Source organism: Pseudomonas sp. Irchel s3b6 (assembly GCF_900187415.1).
Classification (GTDB): domain Bacteria; phylum Pseudomonadota; class Gammaproteobacteria; order Pseudomonadales; family Pseudomonadaceae; genus Aquipseudomonas.
In genome coordinates, this window is record NZ_FYDM01000002.1 from 1 (window position 1) to 16,298 (window position 16,298).

17 protein-coding genes are annotated in these 16,298 nt (G+C 61.3%); 11 read left to right on the forward strand and 6 right to left on the reverse strand.

Features of this window, described 5'->3' with window-relative positions; translation table 11 throughout:
• The first annotated feature begins 632 nt into the window (after positions 1-632).
• The gene (locus CKW07_RS03450) at positions 633-938 is read left to right on the forward strand and encodes a hypothetical protein (RefSeq protein ID WP_095143616.1); all 306 of its coding nucleotides are present in this window, start codon (positions 633-635) and stop codon (positions 936-938) included.
• Between the two features lie 70 nt (positions 939-1,008).
• Here CKW07_RS03450 and CKW07_RS03455 read toward each other — a convergent pair whose 3' ends face one another.
• Positions 1,009-2,103 carry a DUF1615 domain-containing protein gene (locus tag CKW07_RS03455; RefSeq protein ID WP_095143617.1) on the reverse strand — a complete coding sequence of 365 codons (1,095 nt, stop codon included), beginning with the start codon at positions 2,101-2,103 and terminating at the stop codon, positions 1,009-1,011.
• Between the two features lie 150 nt (positions 2,104-2,253).
• Between CKW07_RS03455 and CKW07_RS03460 the strand changes: the two genes are divergently transcribed.
• From CKW07_RS03460 to CKW07_RS03470, 3 genes are all read left to right on the forward strand, one after another.
• A complete protein-coding gene (locus CKW07_RS03460; protein WP_095143618.1) occupies positions 2,254-2,868 on the forward strand; it encodes a LysE family translocator in 615 nt (204 codons plus the stop codon).
• A gap of 120 nt (positions 2,869-2,988) precedes the next feature.
• On the forward strand, positions 2,989-3,942 hold the full coding sequence (locus CKW07_RS03465) for a transporter (protein ID WP_095143619.1): 954 nt from the start codon (positions 2,989-2,991) through the stop codon (positions 3,940-3,942).
• 45 nt (positions 3,943-3,987) lie between these two features.
• The gene (locus CKW07_RS03470; RefSeq protein WP_095143620.1) at positions 3,988-5,517 is read left to right on the forward strand and encodes an FAD-dependent monooxygenase; all 1,530 of its coding nucleotides are present in this window, start codon (positions 3,988-3,990) and stop codon (positions 5,515-5,517) included.
• 18 nt (positions 5,518-5,535) lie between these two features.
• On the opposite strand, the gene hemB is transcribed toward CKW07_RS03470, so the two are convergent.
• Positions 5,536-6,510, reverse strand: a complete 975-nt coding sequence (hemB, locus tag CKW07_RS03475) for a porphobilinogen synthase (RefSeq protein ID WP_095143621.1) — start codon at positions 6,508-6,510, stop codon at positions 5,536-5,538.
• Positions 6,511-6,742: 232 nt separating this feature from the next.
• On the opposite strand from hemB, the gene CKW07_RS03480 reads away from it, so the two are divergent.
• Entirely contained in the window at positions 6,743-7,363 is a 621-nt protein-coding gene (locus CKW07_RS03480) for a LysE family translocator (protein ID WP_095143622.1), read from the forward strand.
• A gap of 58 nt (positions 7,364-7,421) precedes the next feature.
• On the opposite strand, the gene CKW07_RS03485 is transcribed toward CKW07_RS03480, so the two are convergent.
• Positions 7,422-8,123: a glutathione S-transferase family protein gene (locus CKW07_RS03485; RefSeq protein ID WP_095143623.1), complete on the reverse strand. Its 702-nt coding sequence runs from the start codon at positions 8,121-8,123 to the stop codon at positions 7,422-7,424.
• 336 nt (positions 8,124-8,459) lie between these two features.
• On the opposite strand from CKW07_RS03485, the gene CKW07_RS03490 reads away from it, so the two are divergent.
• Positions 8,460-9,134, forward strand: coding sequence for a histidine phosphatase family protein (locus CKW07_RS03490; protein ID WP_095143624.1), 675 nt, complete (start codon positions 8,460-8,462; stop codon positions 9,132-9,134).
• Between the two features lie 94 nt (positions 9,135-9,228).
• Positions 9,229-10,281 carry a permease gene (locus tag CKW07_RS03495; protein WP_095143625.1) on the forward strand — a complete coding sequence of 351 codons (1,053 nt, stop codon included), beginning with the start codon at positions 9,229-9,231 and terminating at the stop codon, positions 10,279-10,281.
• A gap of 40 nt (positions 10,282-10,321) precedes the next feature.
• Here the strand turns inward: CKW07_RS03495 and mnmH are convergent, their stop codons facing one another.
• Together mnmH and selD are read right to left on the reverse strand one after the other, a co-directional pair.
• Entirely contained in the window at positions 10,322-11,425 is a 1,104-nt protein-coding gene (gene mnmH, locus CKW07_RS03500) for a tRNA 2-selenouridine(34) synthase MnmH (protein WP_095143626.1), read from the reverse strand.
• A complete protein-coding gene (gene selD, locus CKW07_RS03505; protein ID WP_095143627.1) occupies positions 11,425-12,459 on the reverse strand; it encodes a selenide, water dikinase SelD in 1,035 nt (344 codons plus the stop codon). The genes mnmH and selD overlap by 1 nt, the downstream gene beginning before the upstream one ends.
• 191 nt (positions 12,460-12,650) lie before the next feature.
• On the opposite strand from selD, the gene CKW07_RS03510 reads away from it, so the two are divergent.
• Complete coding sequence (locus tag CKW07_RS03510; protein WP_095143628.1) at positions 12,651-12,878, forward strand: DUF6555 family protein; 228 nt, start codon at positions 12,651-12,653, stop codon at positions 12,876-12,878.
• Positions 12,879-12,937: 59 nt separating this feature from the next.
• Here the strand turns inward: CKW07_RS03510 and CKW07_RS03515 are convergent, their stop codons facing one another.
• Positions 12,938-13,114, reverse strand: coding sequence for a metallothionein (locus CKW07_RS03515; RefSeq protein ID WP_095143629.1), 177 nt, complete (start codon positions 13,112-13,114; stop codon positions 12,938-12,940).
• Positions 13,115-13,423: 309 nt separating this feature from the next.
• Between CKW07_RS03515 and CKW07_RS03520 the strand changes: the two genes are divergently transcribed.
• The 3 genes from CKW07_RS03520 (at position 13,424) to CKW07_RS03530 (ending at position 15,955) form a co-directional block, all read left to right on the forward strand.
• The gene (locus tag CKW07_RS03520) at positions 13,424-14,245 is read left to right on the forward strand and encodes a hypothetical protein (RefSeq protein WP_095144060.1); all 822 of its coding nucleotides are present in this window, start codon (positions 13,424-13,426) and stop codon (positions 14,243-14,245) included.
• 37 nt (positions 14,246-14,282) lie between these two features.
• On the forward strand, positions 14,283-15,209 hold the full coding sequence (locus CKW07_RS03525) for a DMT family transporter (RefSeq protein ID WP_095143630.1): 927 nt from the start codon (positions 14,283-14,285) through the stop codon (positions 15,207-15,209).
• A gap of 149 nt (positions 15,210-15,358) precedes the next feature.
• Complete coding sequence (locus CKW07_RS03530; protein ID WP_095143631.1) at positions 15,359-15,955, forward strand: hypothetical protein; 597 nt, start codon at positions 15,359-15,361, stop codon at positions 15,953-15,955.
• The last annotated feature ends 343 nt before the right edge of the window (positions 15,956-16,298 follow it).

Sequence of the window (16,298 nt, forward strand, 5' to 3'; positions counted from 1 at the left end):
CTGATAATCTTGTTGACTATCAGTCTGACTGCACAAGCACCCACACGAATTGCTTGATTCAGTTGTTAAAGAGCGGTTGGTTAAGATCTTTCATCTCAACCGAGCGGCGTATTCTACAGCAGCCTCTATTGCTGTCAAGTGGTTATTTTCAGAAGTTTTCAAAGAATCCTTTGCAACTTCAATCACTTGCGCTTTCGATCTCTCGTCAGCGGGAGGCGGATTCTACAGTGTTACACACCGCTGTCAACACCTCTTTTTCAACTTCCTTTTGGCTTCGATGACCTGAAGCAACCCGCTGCCGAAAACTTCATAACTCATTGTTTACCAAGGAGCTTTCCGTTTCGACTGCGCCGGAAGTGGGGCGGATTATAGACAGATAAAATTCGCCGTCAACTGCTAATTCAGGGTTTCTATCAGTAAAGCCGCCCCCCCCCTGAAACCTCGACTACCTATATAGAAGGATACGTCCAAGAGTTGCCCACCCTGCCCAACGCCATCAACGACAGGTACGTCATCACTCCCACCCCATCAATGCCATCGATGTTCACCATCGACCCAATGAAGTTCTCATAAAAATCCTGACGCGTAACATCTGCTCCATACCTACCCACAACACCCCGGAGCACACCACCATGAAACGCCAGATCATTCTCAGCCTCGCTTTCTCGGTACTGGCCGCCAACGCTTTTGCCGCCTCGCAGGCACAACCGGCCATCGACACCCAGCTCCAGCCAGTAATTGTCGAAGGCGGCTCGGATCGCCTGATCCAGAATCGCATTGCCGAAGGTGGCTCCGATCGTCTGCAACAGAACCGCGTCGCCGAGGGTGGCTCCGATCGTCTACAACAGAACCGCGTCGCCGAAGGTGGCTCCGATCGCCTGCAACAGAACCGCGTCGCCGAGGGTGGCTCCGATCGCCTGACCCAGAACCGCGCATGACTTGCAGTCCCGCAGTACAGGACAAAAAGCCCGGCCTGAACCGCCGGGCTTTTTCTTGCCTGCCCCGCCCTTACGCGCCAGACGCTCGCTTCATGCAACGCTGATAACGCTCATCGACACGCTTGGCGAACCAGGCCGTGGTGAGTTTTCGAGTAATTTTCGGGCTTTGCAATTCAATTCCCGGCAATACCGCCCGGGGCAGTGATTTGCCTTGAGCCTTTTGTGCAAGCTCGAACACCCGCTTATAGAGCTTGCTGTCTTCGAACGCCAGGCTGTCCCCCAGCTCCAGCTGATCGCGAATGGTCGTGTTACGCATGTCCAGGCGCTTACCCAGGCTCCGTACCGCCAACTCCGTTGTCCCCGGCATGATTGAGCCATGGCGGATCAGGTCACCATCCAGCGCCAGTGAACTACCGGTCGCACGATTGAGTGCCGCCTGGAAAGCCGCGTTGCGACTGGCGTACCAACCGGCATTGAAATCGGCAAAGCGGTACAACGGCTGACTGTAATTGACCGGGTAGCCGAGCAAATGCGCGATGCCGAAGTACATGCCGCCGCGCCGGGAGAACACCTCACGTCGAATCGAACCGTCCACCGCATAGGGATAGCTGCGCGCCTGCTGCTCGGCAAACGCGATGCTGACTTGCATCGGTCCTCCGGTATGCACCGGATTGAAGCCGTCGAACAGGCTTTTCCCCATCGGCACCCGGCCAATGAAGTCATCGAAGATGGCGCTGAGTTCTTTCTCACTGCGCGCCGCGTTCAACCGGTCGTTGTAGCTCTTGCCGTTCGTCGAGCTGACCTGCAAGGCACCCCGCACCAACAGGTTGGGGATGTGCGCCTTGGCAGCGCGTCGATCGATCTCGTCCCGGGCGATCTTGCCCAGGCCGGGAACCACAGGGTCCGCCTGAAACGTCGACTCCTGCTCGGTCACGGCCAGCACTGAACAGAGGTTCTGCGTGGTGGCAGGGATCTTCTGTTCCGCGAACGCTGTATAGATGTCATTGGCCCAGCCTTCACGGTCAAGGGTCCTGGCTGGTAACAAGCGGACAATCTGCGCTTTGACCTGGGCCGGTTTCGGCACCGCCTGCCGAGGGGCCTGGCTCGCGCAACCCGCCAGCAGCAAGAGCGCCGTCAGGCCGGTGATCAATGATTTGCAGTGCATGGGAGGTTCAAGGGTCCTTTTGACATACCGGGTGAAACGCTGGCGCCTACACTCCGGGTTTTCCCGGTGGAAATGCAAGCACCCGTGCTCTTCACTGAGAGATTGATTCGTGGCTGTCTGACACCCAAACGTTTGAAGGAGTTCGACGCGATGCTGACCCTGGATTTCCTGATCACCTCATTGATTGTTGTCCTGATCCCCGGCACCGGCGTGGTGTTCACCCTGTCCACCGGACTGAGCGCGGGCAAGCGAGCCAGTGTGTATGCCGCACTGGGCTGCACCGCCGGTATCGTGCCGCACTTGATGGCTTCGATCCTGGGGCTGTCGGCGATTCTGCATACCAGCGCGCTGGCCTTTCAGGGGTTGAAATTCGCCGGGGTCGCCTACCTGTTGTACCTGGCCTATGCCACCTGGCGCGATCGCTCAGCCTTTGCCGTGACCGATGTCCCCGTGACCCGCAGCGCTGCACACATCATGCTTCGGGCCTGCCTGCTGAATGTACTCAACCCCAAGCTGACGATTTTCTTCCTGGCATTTCTCCCGCAGTTCATCACGCCAGGCGGTCCTGCGGCGTCGCTACAGATGCTGACACTCAGCGCCGTGTTCATGCTCATGACCTTTGCAGTGTTTGTGATCTATGGCTTACTGGCCCACATTTTTCGCACCGCCGTCATTGAATCCCCCGGCGTCCAGAACTGGCTACGTCGCGGCTTTGCCGCCACCTTCGCCGCGCTGGGCCTACACCTTGCATTTGCTCAACGCTGAGCCCCGGTCCTGGAAAGGGTAATGCCGGACAGCCGGATCTAAACTGTAGGGATCCGCTTCGAGGCAAATCGGCCGTGTGGCACCTCACCTCCAATAAAACGCATAATCAAGAGAGCCCGCATGAAAAGAGTGCCGGTCGCCAGCCTGCCATTGGCGTTGCTGTTGTTCAGTGGCAGTCCCTACGTATTGGCTACCGAGGGCAGTGTCGGCAGGCCGATTACCGGCCAGATCATCTACACCAACGCCGGGATCATTCCACCGGAGCCTGGCTGGGTGGTGTCGGCGACCTCCATCTATTACGACGGTGAACTGAGCAAGAGCAAGCCAGCACCGGTGCGCGGCGAAGTGGGTAGCGGGTTGAAGATGAAAGTCTCCTATACCATGACCAACATCACTCGAATCTGGGACACCGGCAAGGGTCGCTGGAACTTTGCTTCGGCCGTTGGCCTGCCCGTGCAGTACACCGACGCCGAGGTCGACCTCACCGGACCACGCGGCCATACGGTGCGTGAAACCGACTACGGCACCCAGTTTGCCGACGCCCTGATCACGCCGATTGCAGCCGGTTACCACTTCAGCGCCACCGATCACATTGCGATGTCCTTGCCGATCTATGTGCCCACCGGCGCCTACGACAAGGATCGCCTGGCCAACGCCGGGCAGAACACCTACACCTTCATGCCGACCCTGGCCTACACCCACCTGTACGAGAAAGGCGGTGAGTTCAGCCTGCTGGGGGCGTTCGAGTTCTATACCAGGAACGACGCCACCGATTACCAGAACGGCTGTATCTTTCGCCTTGATGGCCTCTGGACCCATGGCCTTGGCAATGGCTGGGCGGCCGGGGTGGTGGGCGGCGTGATCAAGCAGGTGACCGACGACGAAGGTCCGACTGCCGACCAGTTGAACGGCTTTCGCGGACACTCGGCCGGTGTCGGGCCGTACATTGGCTGGAGTGGCAAGTTTTCCGATGCCCAGGCGAGCATCAATGGCCGCTGGGTGTCCGAGTTTGATTCCGTCAACCGACCGGAAGGTGGCGGGGTCAGCGTGAACCTGACGCTGGCGTTCTTCTAAATCTCAAGCCAGCGTCGCACGGAGCGCTCCTACGAGGGCAACGCTATGAACCGCAGCGACGTACTGATCATCGGTGCCGGCCCCACGGGGCTGGTCCTGGCGCTTTGGCTGTGCAAACTCGGGGTCCGGGTGCGCATACTCGACAAGACCAGCGTCCCCGGCACCACCTCCCGCGCCCTGGCCGTCCAGGCCCGCACCCTTGAGCTGTACCGCCAGCTCGACCTCAGCCAGGCCGTGGTGCAGAACGGCCACACCGTGCCCGCCGTCAATATGTGGGTCAAGGGCGTGCCCGCCGCGCGACTGCCCCTGGCGAGCATCGGCAAGGACCTGACGCCCTACGCTTTCCTGGAAATTTACCCGCAGGATCAACACGAACGGTTGCTGATCGAGCGTCTGGAACAATTTGGCGTGGAGGTCGAGCGAGACACCGAGTTGACCGGTTTCAGCGAGCACGACGGCGGCATTATCGCCCAACTGCTGTTGCCCGACGGTCAATCACACAGCTGCCAGGCCTGCTACCTTGCCGGCTGCGACGGTGCTCGCTCCACCGTGCGCAAGGCACTCGACATCGGCTTTCCCGGCGGCACGTACCAGCAAGTGTTTTATGTCGCCGACGTCAATGGCTCCGGCCCGGCGTTCAATGGCGAGCTGCATGTGGACCTGGATGAAGCCGACTTCCTGGCCGTGTTCCCCCTCGCCGGCACTGGCCGTGTCCGGTTGATCGGCACCGTGCGCGACGAACGCGCGGAACAGGCTGAAACCCTCAGGTTCGAAGACATCAGCCGTCGCGCCATGGATCACCTGAAGGTGCAAATCGATACCGTCAACTGGTTCTCGACTTACCGGGTCCACCATCGGGTGGCGGACGAGTTCCGCCTGGGTCGTGCCTTTTTGCTCGGTGACGCGGCCCACGTCCACAGCCCCGCGGGTGGCCAGGGCATGAACACGGGCATTGGCGATGCGATCAATCTGGCCTGGAAACTCGCCGCCGTCCTCAACGGTGGGGCCAGCGACAAGTTGCTCGACAGTTACGAGATCGAACGCATGGCCTTTGCCCGCCGACTGGTGGCGACCACCGACAGGGTGTTCAGCTTCGTCACCGCCGAAGGCCCGATCGCCGACCTGCTGCGTACCCGCCTGGCGCCCTTCCTGTTGCCGAAAATGGCGTCCGTGGAGCGGGCTCGAGAGTTTCTGTTTCGCACCGTGTCTCAAATCACCCTGAACTATCGGGGGATGCCATTGAGCGAGGGGCACGCCGGCCATGTGTTCGGCGGGGATCGCCTGCCCTGGGTGCCAGACGGCGTCACCGACAACTTCGCCAGCCTGAGCCGCCTGGACTGGCAGGTGCACGTGTACGGTGACACCAGCGACGAAATGCGCGCCTGGTGCACTGAACATCGTCTGGCGCTACAGGTGTTCGACTGGTTGCCCGCCCACGAAGCCGCCGGGTTGGCGCGCAACGGTTTCTACCTGTTGCGACCGGACACTTACGTGGCGGTGGCCGACCTGTCGGCCGACCCGAAAGTCATCGAACGCTACTTTCGCGACCACGGGATCAGGCCGTTCCTCTGCTGAGCACCCGTTAGTGCCGGCTCAGATCCCGCTCAGGGCCAGGTCCATCGCGAAGTATGTGAAGATCAGGTCCGCGCCGGCGCGCTTGATCGCACCGAGGCTCTCACGCACCACGCGCTCTTCATCGATGGCACCGGCGGCCGCACCGAACTTGATCATCGCGTACTCGCCACTGACCTGGTACGCCGCCAACGGCAAGCGCGAGGCTTCACGGATATCGCGGATAATATCCAGGTACGCCCCCGCCGGCTTGACCATCAGCGCATCGGCGCCTTCCCGCTCGTCGAGCAAGGATTCGCGCACGGCTTCACGGCGATTCATCGGGTTCATCTGATAGCTTTTACGGTCCCCCTTGAGCGCACTGCCACCGGCTTCGCGGAACGGGCCGTACAGCGCGGAGGCGAACTTGGTCGAATAGGCCATGATCGAGGTCTGGCTGAAACCGGCTGCATCCAGCGCCCGGCGAATGGCCTGGACCTGCCCGTCCATTGCCGCTGACGGGGCAATCACATCGGCCCCTGCCCGCGCCGCGGCGACCGCTTGCTTGCCGAGGTTGATCAGGGTGTTGTCGTTGTCCACCTCAGCGCCATGCATCACGCCGCAATGACCGTGATCGGTGTACTCGCAAAAACAGGTATCGGACATGACGATCATCTCCGGCACCGCGTCCTTGCAGATCCGCGCCATGCGCGACACCAGACCGTTTTCATGCCAGGTGTCGCTGCCGTTGCCATCCAGATGATGGGACACGCCAAAGGTCATCACCGACTTGATACCCGCTCGTGCATACCGCTCGATTTCACCGGCCAGTTTCGACTCGGGGATCCGACGCACGCCCGGCATGCTGGTGATCGGCACGAAATCGTCGATTTCTTCCTCGACAAAGATCGGCAAGACCAGGTCATTGAGGGTGAACTCGGTCTCCTGGAACAGGCTGCGCAATTGCGGGGTGCGCCGCAAACGGCGAGGACGGGCTTCGGGGAACTGACTGGACATGAGGTTTCCTGGCAGGAGGCCAACGGCCTGGACAAGACAAAGGTCGCAAAGACCGGAAGCTTATGCCCCTGCCCCCTTGCGACACAAATGCACATTCCGGAAGAGTTTATTACAGATCTGGCAATAATTGACGTTCGCCGACAGGGTTGCCCCCCGCGCCAGCAGACACCGTGTTGCCGGTGAGCTAGGCTCAAAGCCGACCCCAACACCCCGAAGGATACGGAGTACCCCCATGTTCGACATCCAGAACTACGGCAGTTTCATCGCGGCCATTGTGATCTTCCAACTGATGCCCGGCCCCGGCACGTTTGCCATCCTCAATGCCACTGCCCGCAACGGCATCGGCGCGGGTTTTGGCGCGGTCATCGGTACCCTGCTGGGCGATGCGGCCTACATGATTGCCGCCGCAGCAGGCCTGGCAGCGGTCATGCATGCCAACCCCATGTTGTTCCACGGTTTGCAATGGTTCGGTGCCGCCTACCTGTGCTGGATGGGCCTTGGCATGTTGTTCGGCCCGGTCGCCCGCGATACTGGCGGCGAGGAACCGAAACGCTCGGCGCGCACCTATCTGCGTAATGCACTGGTGATCAGCCTGACCAACCCGAAAGTCATGTTGTTCTTCGTGGCATTTTTCCCACTGTTCATCCAACCGGGTTCATCGAGTGTCACCCTGGTGGCGATGATGGTGCACATCACACTGATCAGTTTCCTCTACCAGGGGGCGCTGGTATGGGTGGGCAATGCCGCCGCGATTCGCTTGAAGACACTGCCCCTGGCCCGCACGATCGCCACCCGGGTGGCTAGCCTGGCGCTGATAGGCTTTGGTCTCAAGCTGGCGGCGAGCAACCGCTGAACACTGGCTCTGCCGGACGCTGAAAAACGCCACCGCCGCGACGGCAGTGGCGTTCCATTCATGGCTTTGGAATTTCCAGGCCGCGAATAACCGCCGGTCGTGCCAGAAAGCGCTCCAGCACCCGCAGTACATTCGGGAAATTGTTGATCTCCACCAGATGCCCGGCTTCATAGAAGCCGATCAGGTTACGCACCCATGGGAAAATGGCGATGTCAGCGATGGTGTAGCGCTCGCCCATGACCCAGTCACGACCTTGCAGGCGTTCGTCGAGCACTTTGAGCAAGCGCACACTCTCGGCCACGTAACGGTCACGGGGGCGCTTGTCCTCGTAGTCCTTGCCGGCGAACCGGTTGAAAAAGCCCAGTTGGCCAAACATCGGGCCGATACCGCCCATCTGGAACATCAGCCACTGAAGGGTCTCATAACGGGCGGCCGACTCCTGAGCCAACAACTGCCCGCTCTTGTCGGCGAGGTAAATCAGGATCGCTCCAGACTCGAACAACGCCAGGGGCTGGTCGCCAGGGCCGTGCGGGTCAAGGATCGCCGGGATCTTGTTGTTGGGGCTCAACGACAGGAACGCCGGGGACATCTGGTCCTGAGTGTCGAACGATACCCGGTGCGGCTCATAGGGCAGGCCTATCTCCTCCAGCATGATCGAGACCTTGACCCCGTTAGGCGTCGGTAAGGAGTAGAGCTGGATCCACTCGGGGAACTGTGCAGGCCATTTTTCAGTAATAGGAAATGCTGACAAATCGGTCATAATGAACATCCAGTGACAATTAAATGACTGAGCTCTGGCCTTGATCGTGGCGTACGCCGGGCCTTACCGCGGCTAGCTTAAACCCGCGCGTCGCAAGGGGAGCATCTTAATTCAGAAACATTATGTCGCTAACCTGGTACACGCCCCACAGGGCACCCCGGATAAAGTGCCGCCCGCAAACTTTATTCGAACCAACGGGCCTCAATAGACTCTGAAGCCAGCCCTAGTGCCAGACGATTTGCTCCACGACACGGAAAACCATCCGTAGCCAGGCAGGCTGCTCGCGATGGAAAGGTTTGTCAGCCTTAATCAAATGTGCTGAAGAACTTTTATTCAATGATCAACAAATTCAAGCTCGCCCATCGCCTGAAGCGCCGCTCCTTGATGCTCTTTCCGGCCTTGCTGGTGGCAGGTGCCCTGTTCCTTGCCCTTGAGTCCAGCGAAAGCCGTGCGCAGCCGGCTGACGGCACCCAGACCCTGGTGTTCCTGCGTCACGCGGAAAAACCTGCCGGCGGCCTCGGCCAATTGAATTGCCAGGGCCTGAACCGTGCTATCGACCTGGCACAACTGCTGCCGGAGAAATTCGGCAAGGCCGATTTCGTCTTTGCCGCCAATCCGACCCGCAATGTCGAGGAAGGCGAGCTCGATAACTCCTACAGCTACATTCGCCCGTTGATGACCATCAGCCCAAGCGCCATCAAACTGGGGCTGCCGGTGAACATCGAGTTTTCGGCCAATGACACCAGCGAGCTGGCTGACGAACTGCTCCACAACAAGTACCACAACGCCACTATCTATACGGCCTGGTCTCACGGCTACCTGCCGGAACTGATCAACAAAGTGGCGCAAGAGGCTGTCGGGGGCAAACAGTCCATTACCGATGACTGGCAGTCCGGCGACTTCGACTCACTCTACGTACTGACCCTGACCTGGCATAACGGCAAGGCCACCTTGCAGAGCCAGCACTTCAAGCAGGGGCTGGACAACGGGGATGAGGCCTGTCCGACCTGACAGGTCGGCTTCTCACCCACAGGTCTTCACGTCTACAGGGGAAACCGGGCTGGGGTATGATGCGCCCCTTGTCTCTATTGTCCGGAACCCCCGCATGTCCAACTCCTTAGCAGCCCCTACACGGGGCTGGTCGTTCTGGTGGAAGCCCGCCCTGTTCCTGTTGGTGGCCTGCATCGGCCTCTACTACGTCAAGTGGTCGCCGTACTACTTCAAGGCCTTCGTCGCTGCCGACAACCACAGCATTGGCGCCTCGATTCTCAATGATGCGCAGACCTCGCCATTGGCGGCCGCCCTGGCCTACGCCAAGGTGTATTTCCTGGCGATCTGGAAAGCGGCGGTGCTGGCGGTCATTCTCGGCTCATTGCTGCAGGTGCTGATCCCCAGGGACTGGTTGCTGCGCCTGTTCGGCAAGGCCGGTTTCGCCTCGACCCTGCGTGGCGGGCTGTTCGCGTTGCCAGGCATGATGTGCAGTTGCTGTGCCGCCCCGGTGGCCGCCGGCATGCGTCGGCAAAACGTTTCGGTGGGCGCCGCGCTGGCGTTCTGGATCGGTAACCCGGTGCTGAACCCGGCAACCCTGGTGTTCATGGGCTTTGTCCTGGGCTGGGGCTTTACCGCCCTGCGACTGGTGGCCGGCCTCGTGCTGGTACTGGGAGTTTCACTGGTGGCCCAGCGCATTTCCCGTCCCGAGCACGTGCCGGAAGCCGCGCTGCAAGCCGTGGCGAACGTCAGCACCACGGATTCGCAACCCTTCCTCAGCCGCTGGATTCGCACTCTGTGGCAGTTGTTCTGGAGCACTATTCCGGTCTATGTCCTGGCAGTGCTGGTGCTGGGCGCCGCACGGGTCTGGCTGTTTCCCCACGTTGACGGGGCGATGGCAGACAACTTGTGGTGGCTGGTACCGCTGGCCATCGTCGGCACCTTGTTCGTGATTCCCACCGCAGCGGAAATCCCGATCGTGCAGACCATGATGGCCCTGGGCATGGGCACCGGCCCGGCAGTTGCCTTGCTGATGACTCTGCCCAGCATCAGCCTGCCGTCGCTGCTGATGCTGCGCAAGGACTTCGACACCCGGGTGCTGGTGACCGTGGCCCTGCTGACCATGCTGGTCGGCGTGATGTGCGGGCTGATCGGCGCGCTGGTGCTGTAAGACACGCGGGGCAAGGCGCTGGACGATCGGCGCCTTGTTCTCAAGCCTGTCGGCGGCTGCGTTCGCGCAGGTATTCAAGCACCGCGGCCTGCTCGCCCGCGAACTCGATTCGAGCGCCCTTCTTCTCGCGCTGGAAGGCGTACATCGGGTCGTAGTACTCGTTCAACAACCCTTCGATCCAGCCGCAGTGCAGGTCCACCGCACCGCTGCGTGCCTGTTCGGCCAATGCCGCTTCCATCAAGCCGAACAGCCGTTGGTGGCGCTCGCCACCCAGACGTTTGCTGATGTTGTTCAGGCTGCCCAGCAAGCGCTCGGAAAACTGCGCAAAGCCTTGATCGCCATGCACCGCGACAAACTCGGCGCACAGGTCCACCACATAATCACGCAGGATGCGCTCTATCCGCCCCTGCACACTGTCTTCCAGCCAGACCATCGGAAAACGCTGCATGCCCTGATACAGCGGCAACGGCAAGGCGCAACTGCCCACCATGCGGCTTTCATCCTCGAGCACAAACTGCTCGATACCCCTGGCGCGCTTTTTCAGTACATCAACTGCCAGGCGGTTCTCGAAGTCGATATTGGAGGGTTGCCCGCTCGCCCGCTTGCCAAAACTGGAACCACGGTGATTGGCATGCCCTTCCAGGTCCAGGCCATTGTTCAAGCGCGTGAGGACATCGGTCTTGCCGGTACCGGTCATGCCACCGAGCAAGACGAAATCGCACTGGCCGACAGCCTGGTCGAGCGTATCCAGCAGGAAGGTACGCATTGCCTTGTAGCCACCGCCGACCCGAGGGTATTCGATGCCCGCTTCATCCTTGAGCCATTGCTGGACGATCTGCGAGCGCAGGCCTCCGCGAAAGCAATACAGATAACCCTCGGGATGGGCCCGCGCGAAATCGGCCCAGGCCTGGATCCGCTCGGCCTTGATCGCCCCCGAGACCAACTGGTGCCCCAGGACAATGGCCGCCTGCTGGCCTTGCTGCTTGTAACAGGTGCCGACGCGCTGACGTTCGTTGTCGGTCATCAGCGGCAGGTTGACCACCCCGGGAAACGCGCCCTTGGTGAATTCGATCGGCGCACGGGTGTCCATCATGGGTCGATCGTTGAGAAAGATGTCGCGGTAATCGGTGATATCGACGGGCATCAAATCACCTCGACCGCGTTGCTCTGTCGCTCGACCAGTTCACCGATAGGCGCCAGGTCCAACCCCAGCTCGGCGGCCACCGCCAAAAACTGCTCGTTGCCCTCCGGTGTCACGGCAACCAGCAAGCCGCCACTGGTCTGCGGGTCGCACAGCACCCGCTTGTGCAGTTCCTGGACGCGCCCGAGTTTACTGGCGTAGCTGTCGAAATTGCGCAGGGTGCCACCCGGCACACACCCTTGGTCCAGGTAGTACTCGACCCCCGGCAGGCGCGGCACGCGGTCGTAGTAGACGCGAGCGGTCAGCGCACTGCCGTCGGCCATTTCCACCAAATGCCCGAGCAGGCCAAAACCGGTGACATCGGTCATGGCGGTCACGCCGGCAAGCTTGCCGAAGCGGCTCCCGGGCTTGTTCAAGGTGCACATCCAGTCGCGAGCCAGGCCCACGTCACTGTCGCGCAGCTTGCCCTTCTTCTCTGCGGTGGTGAGGATGCCGATCCCCAGCGGCTTGGTCAGGTACAGCAGGCAACCGGCAGTGGCGGTGTCGTTGCGCTTCATGTGGCGTTTTTTCACCAGCCCGGTAACGGCCAGGCCGAAGATCGGCTCGGGTGCGTCAATCGAATGACCACCCGCCAATGGAATACCCGCCGCGTCACACACCGCACGGCCGCCGCGAATCACTTCCCGGGCGATCTCAGGCGCCAGCACGTTGACTGGCCAGCCGAGGATGGCAATCGCCATCAACGGGTCACCGCCCATGGCGTAGATGTCGCTGATGGCATTGGTGGCGGCGATGCGACCGAAATCGAACGGATCATCGACAATCGGCATAAAGAAGTCGGTGGTCGAGACCACACCCTGCTCGTCATCGATGGCGTACACCGCCGCGTCATCACGAGATGCGTTGCCCACCCAGAGTTTCGGGTCGAGGTTCTGCGCGCCGCTGCCGGCCAGAATCACCTCCAGCACCTGGGGCGAAATCTTGCAGCCACAACCTGCGCCATGGCTGTACTGGGTCAGGCGAATCGGCTCGCTCATGAGGGCACCTCTGCAATTGAAGATGAGCGATTCTAGCAGAGCGCGCTGCCCGCACCCTCACTTGGCGTCCAATCGGCGTGACTGCCGAACTCTCGCCCCCATGCTGCCAGTTCATGACCGTTCGGCAACCGGAGTGAATTTTTCCTGCCGTGGACGATCACTCAACTACGACAGGGAGAAATAGCGACACCATGATCAACGCAAAATTGTTCGTCATTGAATACACCCTTCACGGTGTGCCCAAGTCGTTCATCATCCGTCACGAGAAGATGGACAACGCTGAAGCCTGGCACTGGGCCAGTTGTGACGCCGGTTTCGGCCGGATCGGTCGATTTGTCCGCGAGAACGTCAAAAAGACCAGCATGCCGCAAGCGCAGAAGTTCGGTATCGAGAACGTCACTTGGCGCCCGACCCGTTAACTCAATCGATGCCACCATCGAACGTGAAGCCCAACGGCCCCACGCTCAATGGCGTGCCTTCAACCGTGGGCGCCCTTCGCACACTTACAACCGGCCATGACGCAGGCTTCGCCGTGTTCGTGATGCTTGGCGCAACCTTCGCAGCAGTAATGCTTGCCATGACGGACGACGGAGTGCTCACCCAGTTTGCAGGTGCAGTTGGGGCAGGCGCAGGTGTCTCCTTGCTTGGCTTTCATCGATCTGATTCCTCCATACGGGTGGCTGTGCGGGCGTGGCACCAGAGCCACACCTCAAGCAACGACCGCGCACCTTGAAACCGACCCACAGAGACGACTGGCGGCCTTCGCTCATCGTTGAGGTTAGTCGATGCCACACACTCAGCCGGCCCCTGCGTACACGACCACTGGCATCAGGCAAAATGACGCGGTAGCAGTCCCCGGCAGACTGAATGTCATAAGCCCCCGCAAGCGACATGCCTGAAGGTTTCAGGCGACAGGGCAAAGCCTTGTATGCTGTGGCTACTGCCCTCGTACAAGGATCTGTCCGTGCTGCTTTTGAAACTGCTGGTGATCCCCGGTTTTCTGTTGTTGATCTCCCTGGCCGGCAAACGCTGGGGCCCCAGCATCGCCGGTTGGTTGTCGGGACTGCCGGTGGTGGTCGGGCCGATTCTGTTTTTCCTGGCGGTCGAGCAAGGCACGGCCTTTGCCGCCCAATCCGCGACGGCGGCCCTGTCCGCCATGTTTGCGATGATCACCTTCTGCGTGGTGTATGCCCAGGCAGCGCAACGGTTCAACTGGCCAACGGCGCTGTTGATCGCGCTGCTGAGCTGGACGTCCGTGGCGCTGGTGTTGTCGCTGATCCCCGCCTCCCTGGTGTTTTCCAACATCGCCGCAGCCACCGCGCTGCTGACCGCGCCTTACCTGTTTCCGGCGATACAGCCGCTGGTGTCCGGCCCAGCACCGAAGTCCGACAAGCTCCTGCTGCGCATGCTGGCCGGCGCCGCGTTGACCCTGGTGGTGACCCTGCTGGCCAGTACCGTGGGTGAGCGCTGGAGCGGCCTGTTGGCGGTGTTCCCGGTACTGGGCAGCGTCATGGCGGTGTTCTCCCAGCAAACCCGCGGGCCGGCGTTCACTGCCGCCTTGCTGCGGGCCACGGCCACCGGCATGTACTCATTCGCCGCCTTCTGCCTGACGCTGGCACTGGCCCTGCCTCATTGGGGATGGAGCGCATTTATCCTGGGTGTGGCGGTGTCACTGGGCATGTTGCTGGTGACCAAGCGCAAAGCGGCGCCAAGGCCCCTCGCCGCGACGATCGAACCGGTTGCGACTAAGCTCGTGGGCGGTGTTGACCGCACGCAACAACCCTGACTCCAGCCGCCGCACTACTGTTTACGAAGGAACGTAGATGACCGCCTCTCTTGAAGTGCTTGCCCCGGGCAAAAAAGCCACCTCGGCCACTGCCATCGGGACGATCGCCATCTTTCTTTGGTCCTGCCTGGCCCTGCTGACCACCCTCACCGAAGGCATCCCGCCGTTCCAGTTGCTGGCCATGAGCTTCGGCATCGCCTTCGTCGCCAGCCTGATCATTCTCGGGCGACGGGGCCGGGTCGGCTTCCAGAGCTGGCGCCAGCCGTGGCCCGTCTGGCTGACCGGCTTTCTCGGGATCTTTGTCTATCACGCCCTGTACTTCTTCGCCCTCAAAGCCGCGCCTGCGGCTGAGGCCAGCCTGATCGCCTACCTCTGGCCGCTGCTGATTGTGCTGCTCTCGGTACTGGGTACCGCAGAGCGCCTGCACGCACGGCAACTGCTCGGTGCCCTGCTGGGGCTTTTCGGCACGGCGCTGATCCTGCTGCAACGGCCCCAGGATGAAGTCGCGACAATGCCCATTGCCGGCTATCTGGCGGCGCTTGGCTGTGCGTTGGTGTGGTCGAGTTACTCGGTGATCAATCGGCGCTTCAACGAAGTGCCCAGCAGCATCATGGGTGGCATGTGCGGGTTGGTGGCGCTGGCCGGGCTGATCTGCCATCTGCTGCTGGAAACTAGCGTCTGGCCCGACGCCAGCCAATGGGCAGCGATCATTGCGCTCGGTCTCGGCCCCGTGGGGCTGGCCTTCTTCGCCTGGGACCACGCCACCAAACACGGCAACCTGGCGATGCTCGGCGCGCTCTCGTACCTGGCGCCGCTGATGTCGACCCTGCTGTTGATCCTCATGGGGCGCAGCCCGGTCAATCCGCTGTTGATCGGCTCGGCGCTGTTGATCATCGTCGGTGCCGTCATCGCGACCGCGCGCGCCAACGCACCGAAAGCCGCCGGCGAGGCCCAGCCTGACTGACCCCGGCGCCGCACCGGCAGGACATTGCCAGCACCCTGACCACATGACCTCAGGTCGCAGGTCAAGCCTTCACTCAAGTTGGCACTGGAGTGAAGGCGCGGGCCCGTGGGATGATCACCGCCGTCGCGCGATTACCCCGGAGACCCTGCATGTCGCTGCTCAAGAAACCCACCTTCCGTAAAAAAGCCGCTGCCCTATTCCTGACGGCAGTGACGGCCTTTGGCGTCACCCACACATTCGCCGCCAGCCAGCCTGCCGCCAAAACCGCCCCTGAGCAAACAGTCTCGGCACTGGGCGGGAAATTCGCCTTTACCCTGCCCAAGGGGTTCATCGCCGACCCGTTGCCCGGCGGCGACGTGGCCCAAGGCACTTCCGGCGCAACGGGCACCATGTACACCAACCAGCACAGCAAAACCGTGCTGATCATCGCTGAAAACACCCTGCCGGGCGGCCTGAGCATCAAGGACAACGACAGCGTATTCCTCGACGAGTCGATATCCGGCTTCGCCAGCCAACAACGCGAAGCCTTGCCCGATTTCAACAAGCAAAGTGAAAAGAGCCTGACCCTCAAAGGCCTCGGCCTGCGCCAGATCGACTTCACCGCCACCCAGGGCGGCGGCCCGACCCTCAACACCAGCCTGCTGGCCGGCTCTGGCACCCACATGGTGCTGGTCCAGATCATCTCCCGCGCCGACGACAAAACCGGCCACGCGGCACTGCTCAAAGAGGTTCTCGGCGAGAAATAAGGTTCTTCACGGAATCCCGGGAAACACAGAAACAACAGGCCGAACACCAACTCGCCAGCTCGCCTACCGCCCTTGATCTAGCTTTGGCTTTGGCTTTTGATCTTGATCCACCCGCCCCTTCGACAGGCCGAACGCAGGCGTTCATCAGGGGGTAGGCGCGCAGCGCCGTTCGGCGCAGCCGAACACATCGAGAGGAGGTCGAGCGAAGCCGACCGGAGGCGATGCCCCCTGATGAATGCCGGAGAGAGGGAACCCCGAGCCTCGGCGAGGGGCCGAACGCTCGGGGCGAGACCTTTGGTTACTTTGGGGCGTTTGCCAAAGTGACCCGCTGTAAAAGCGGAAC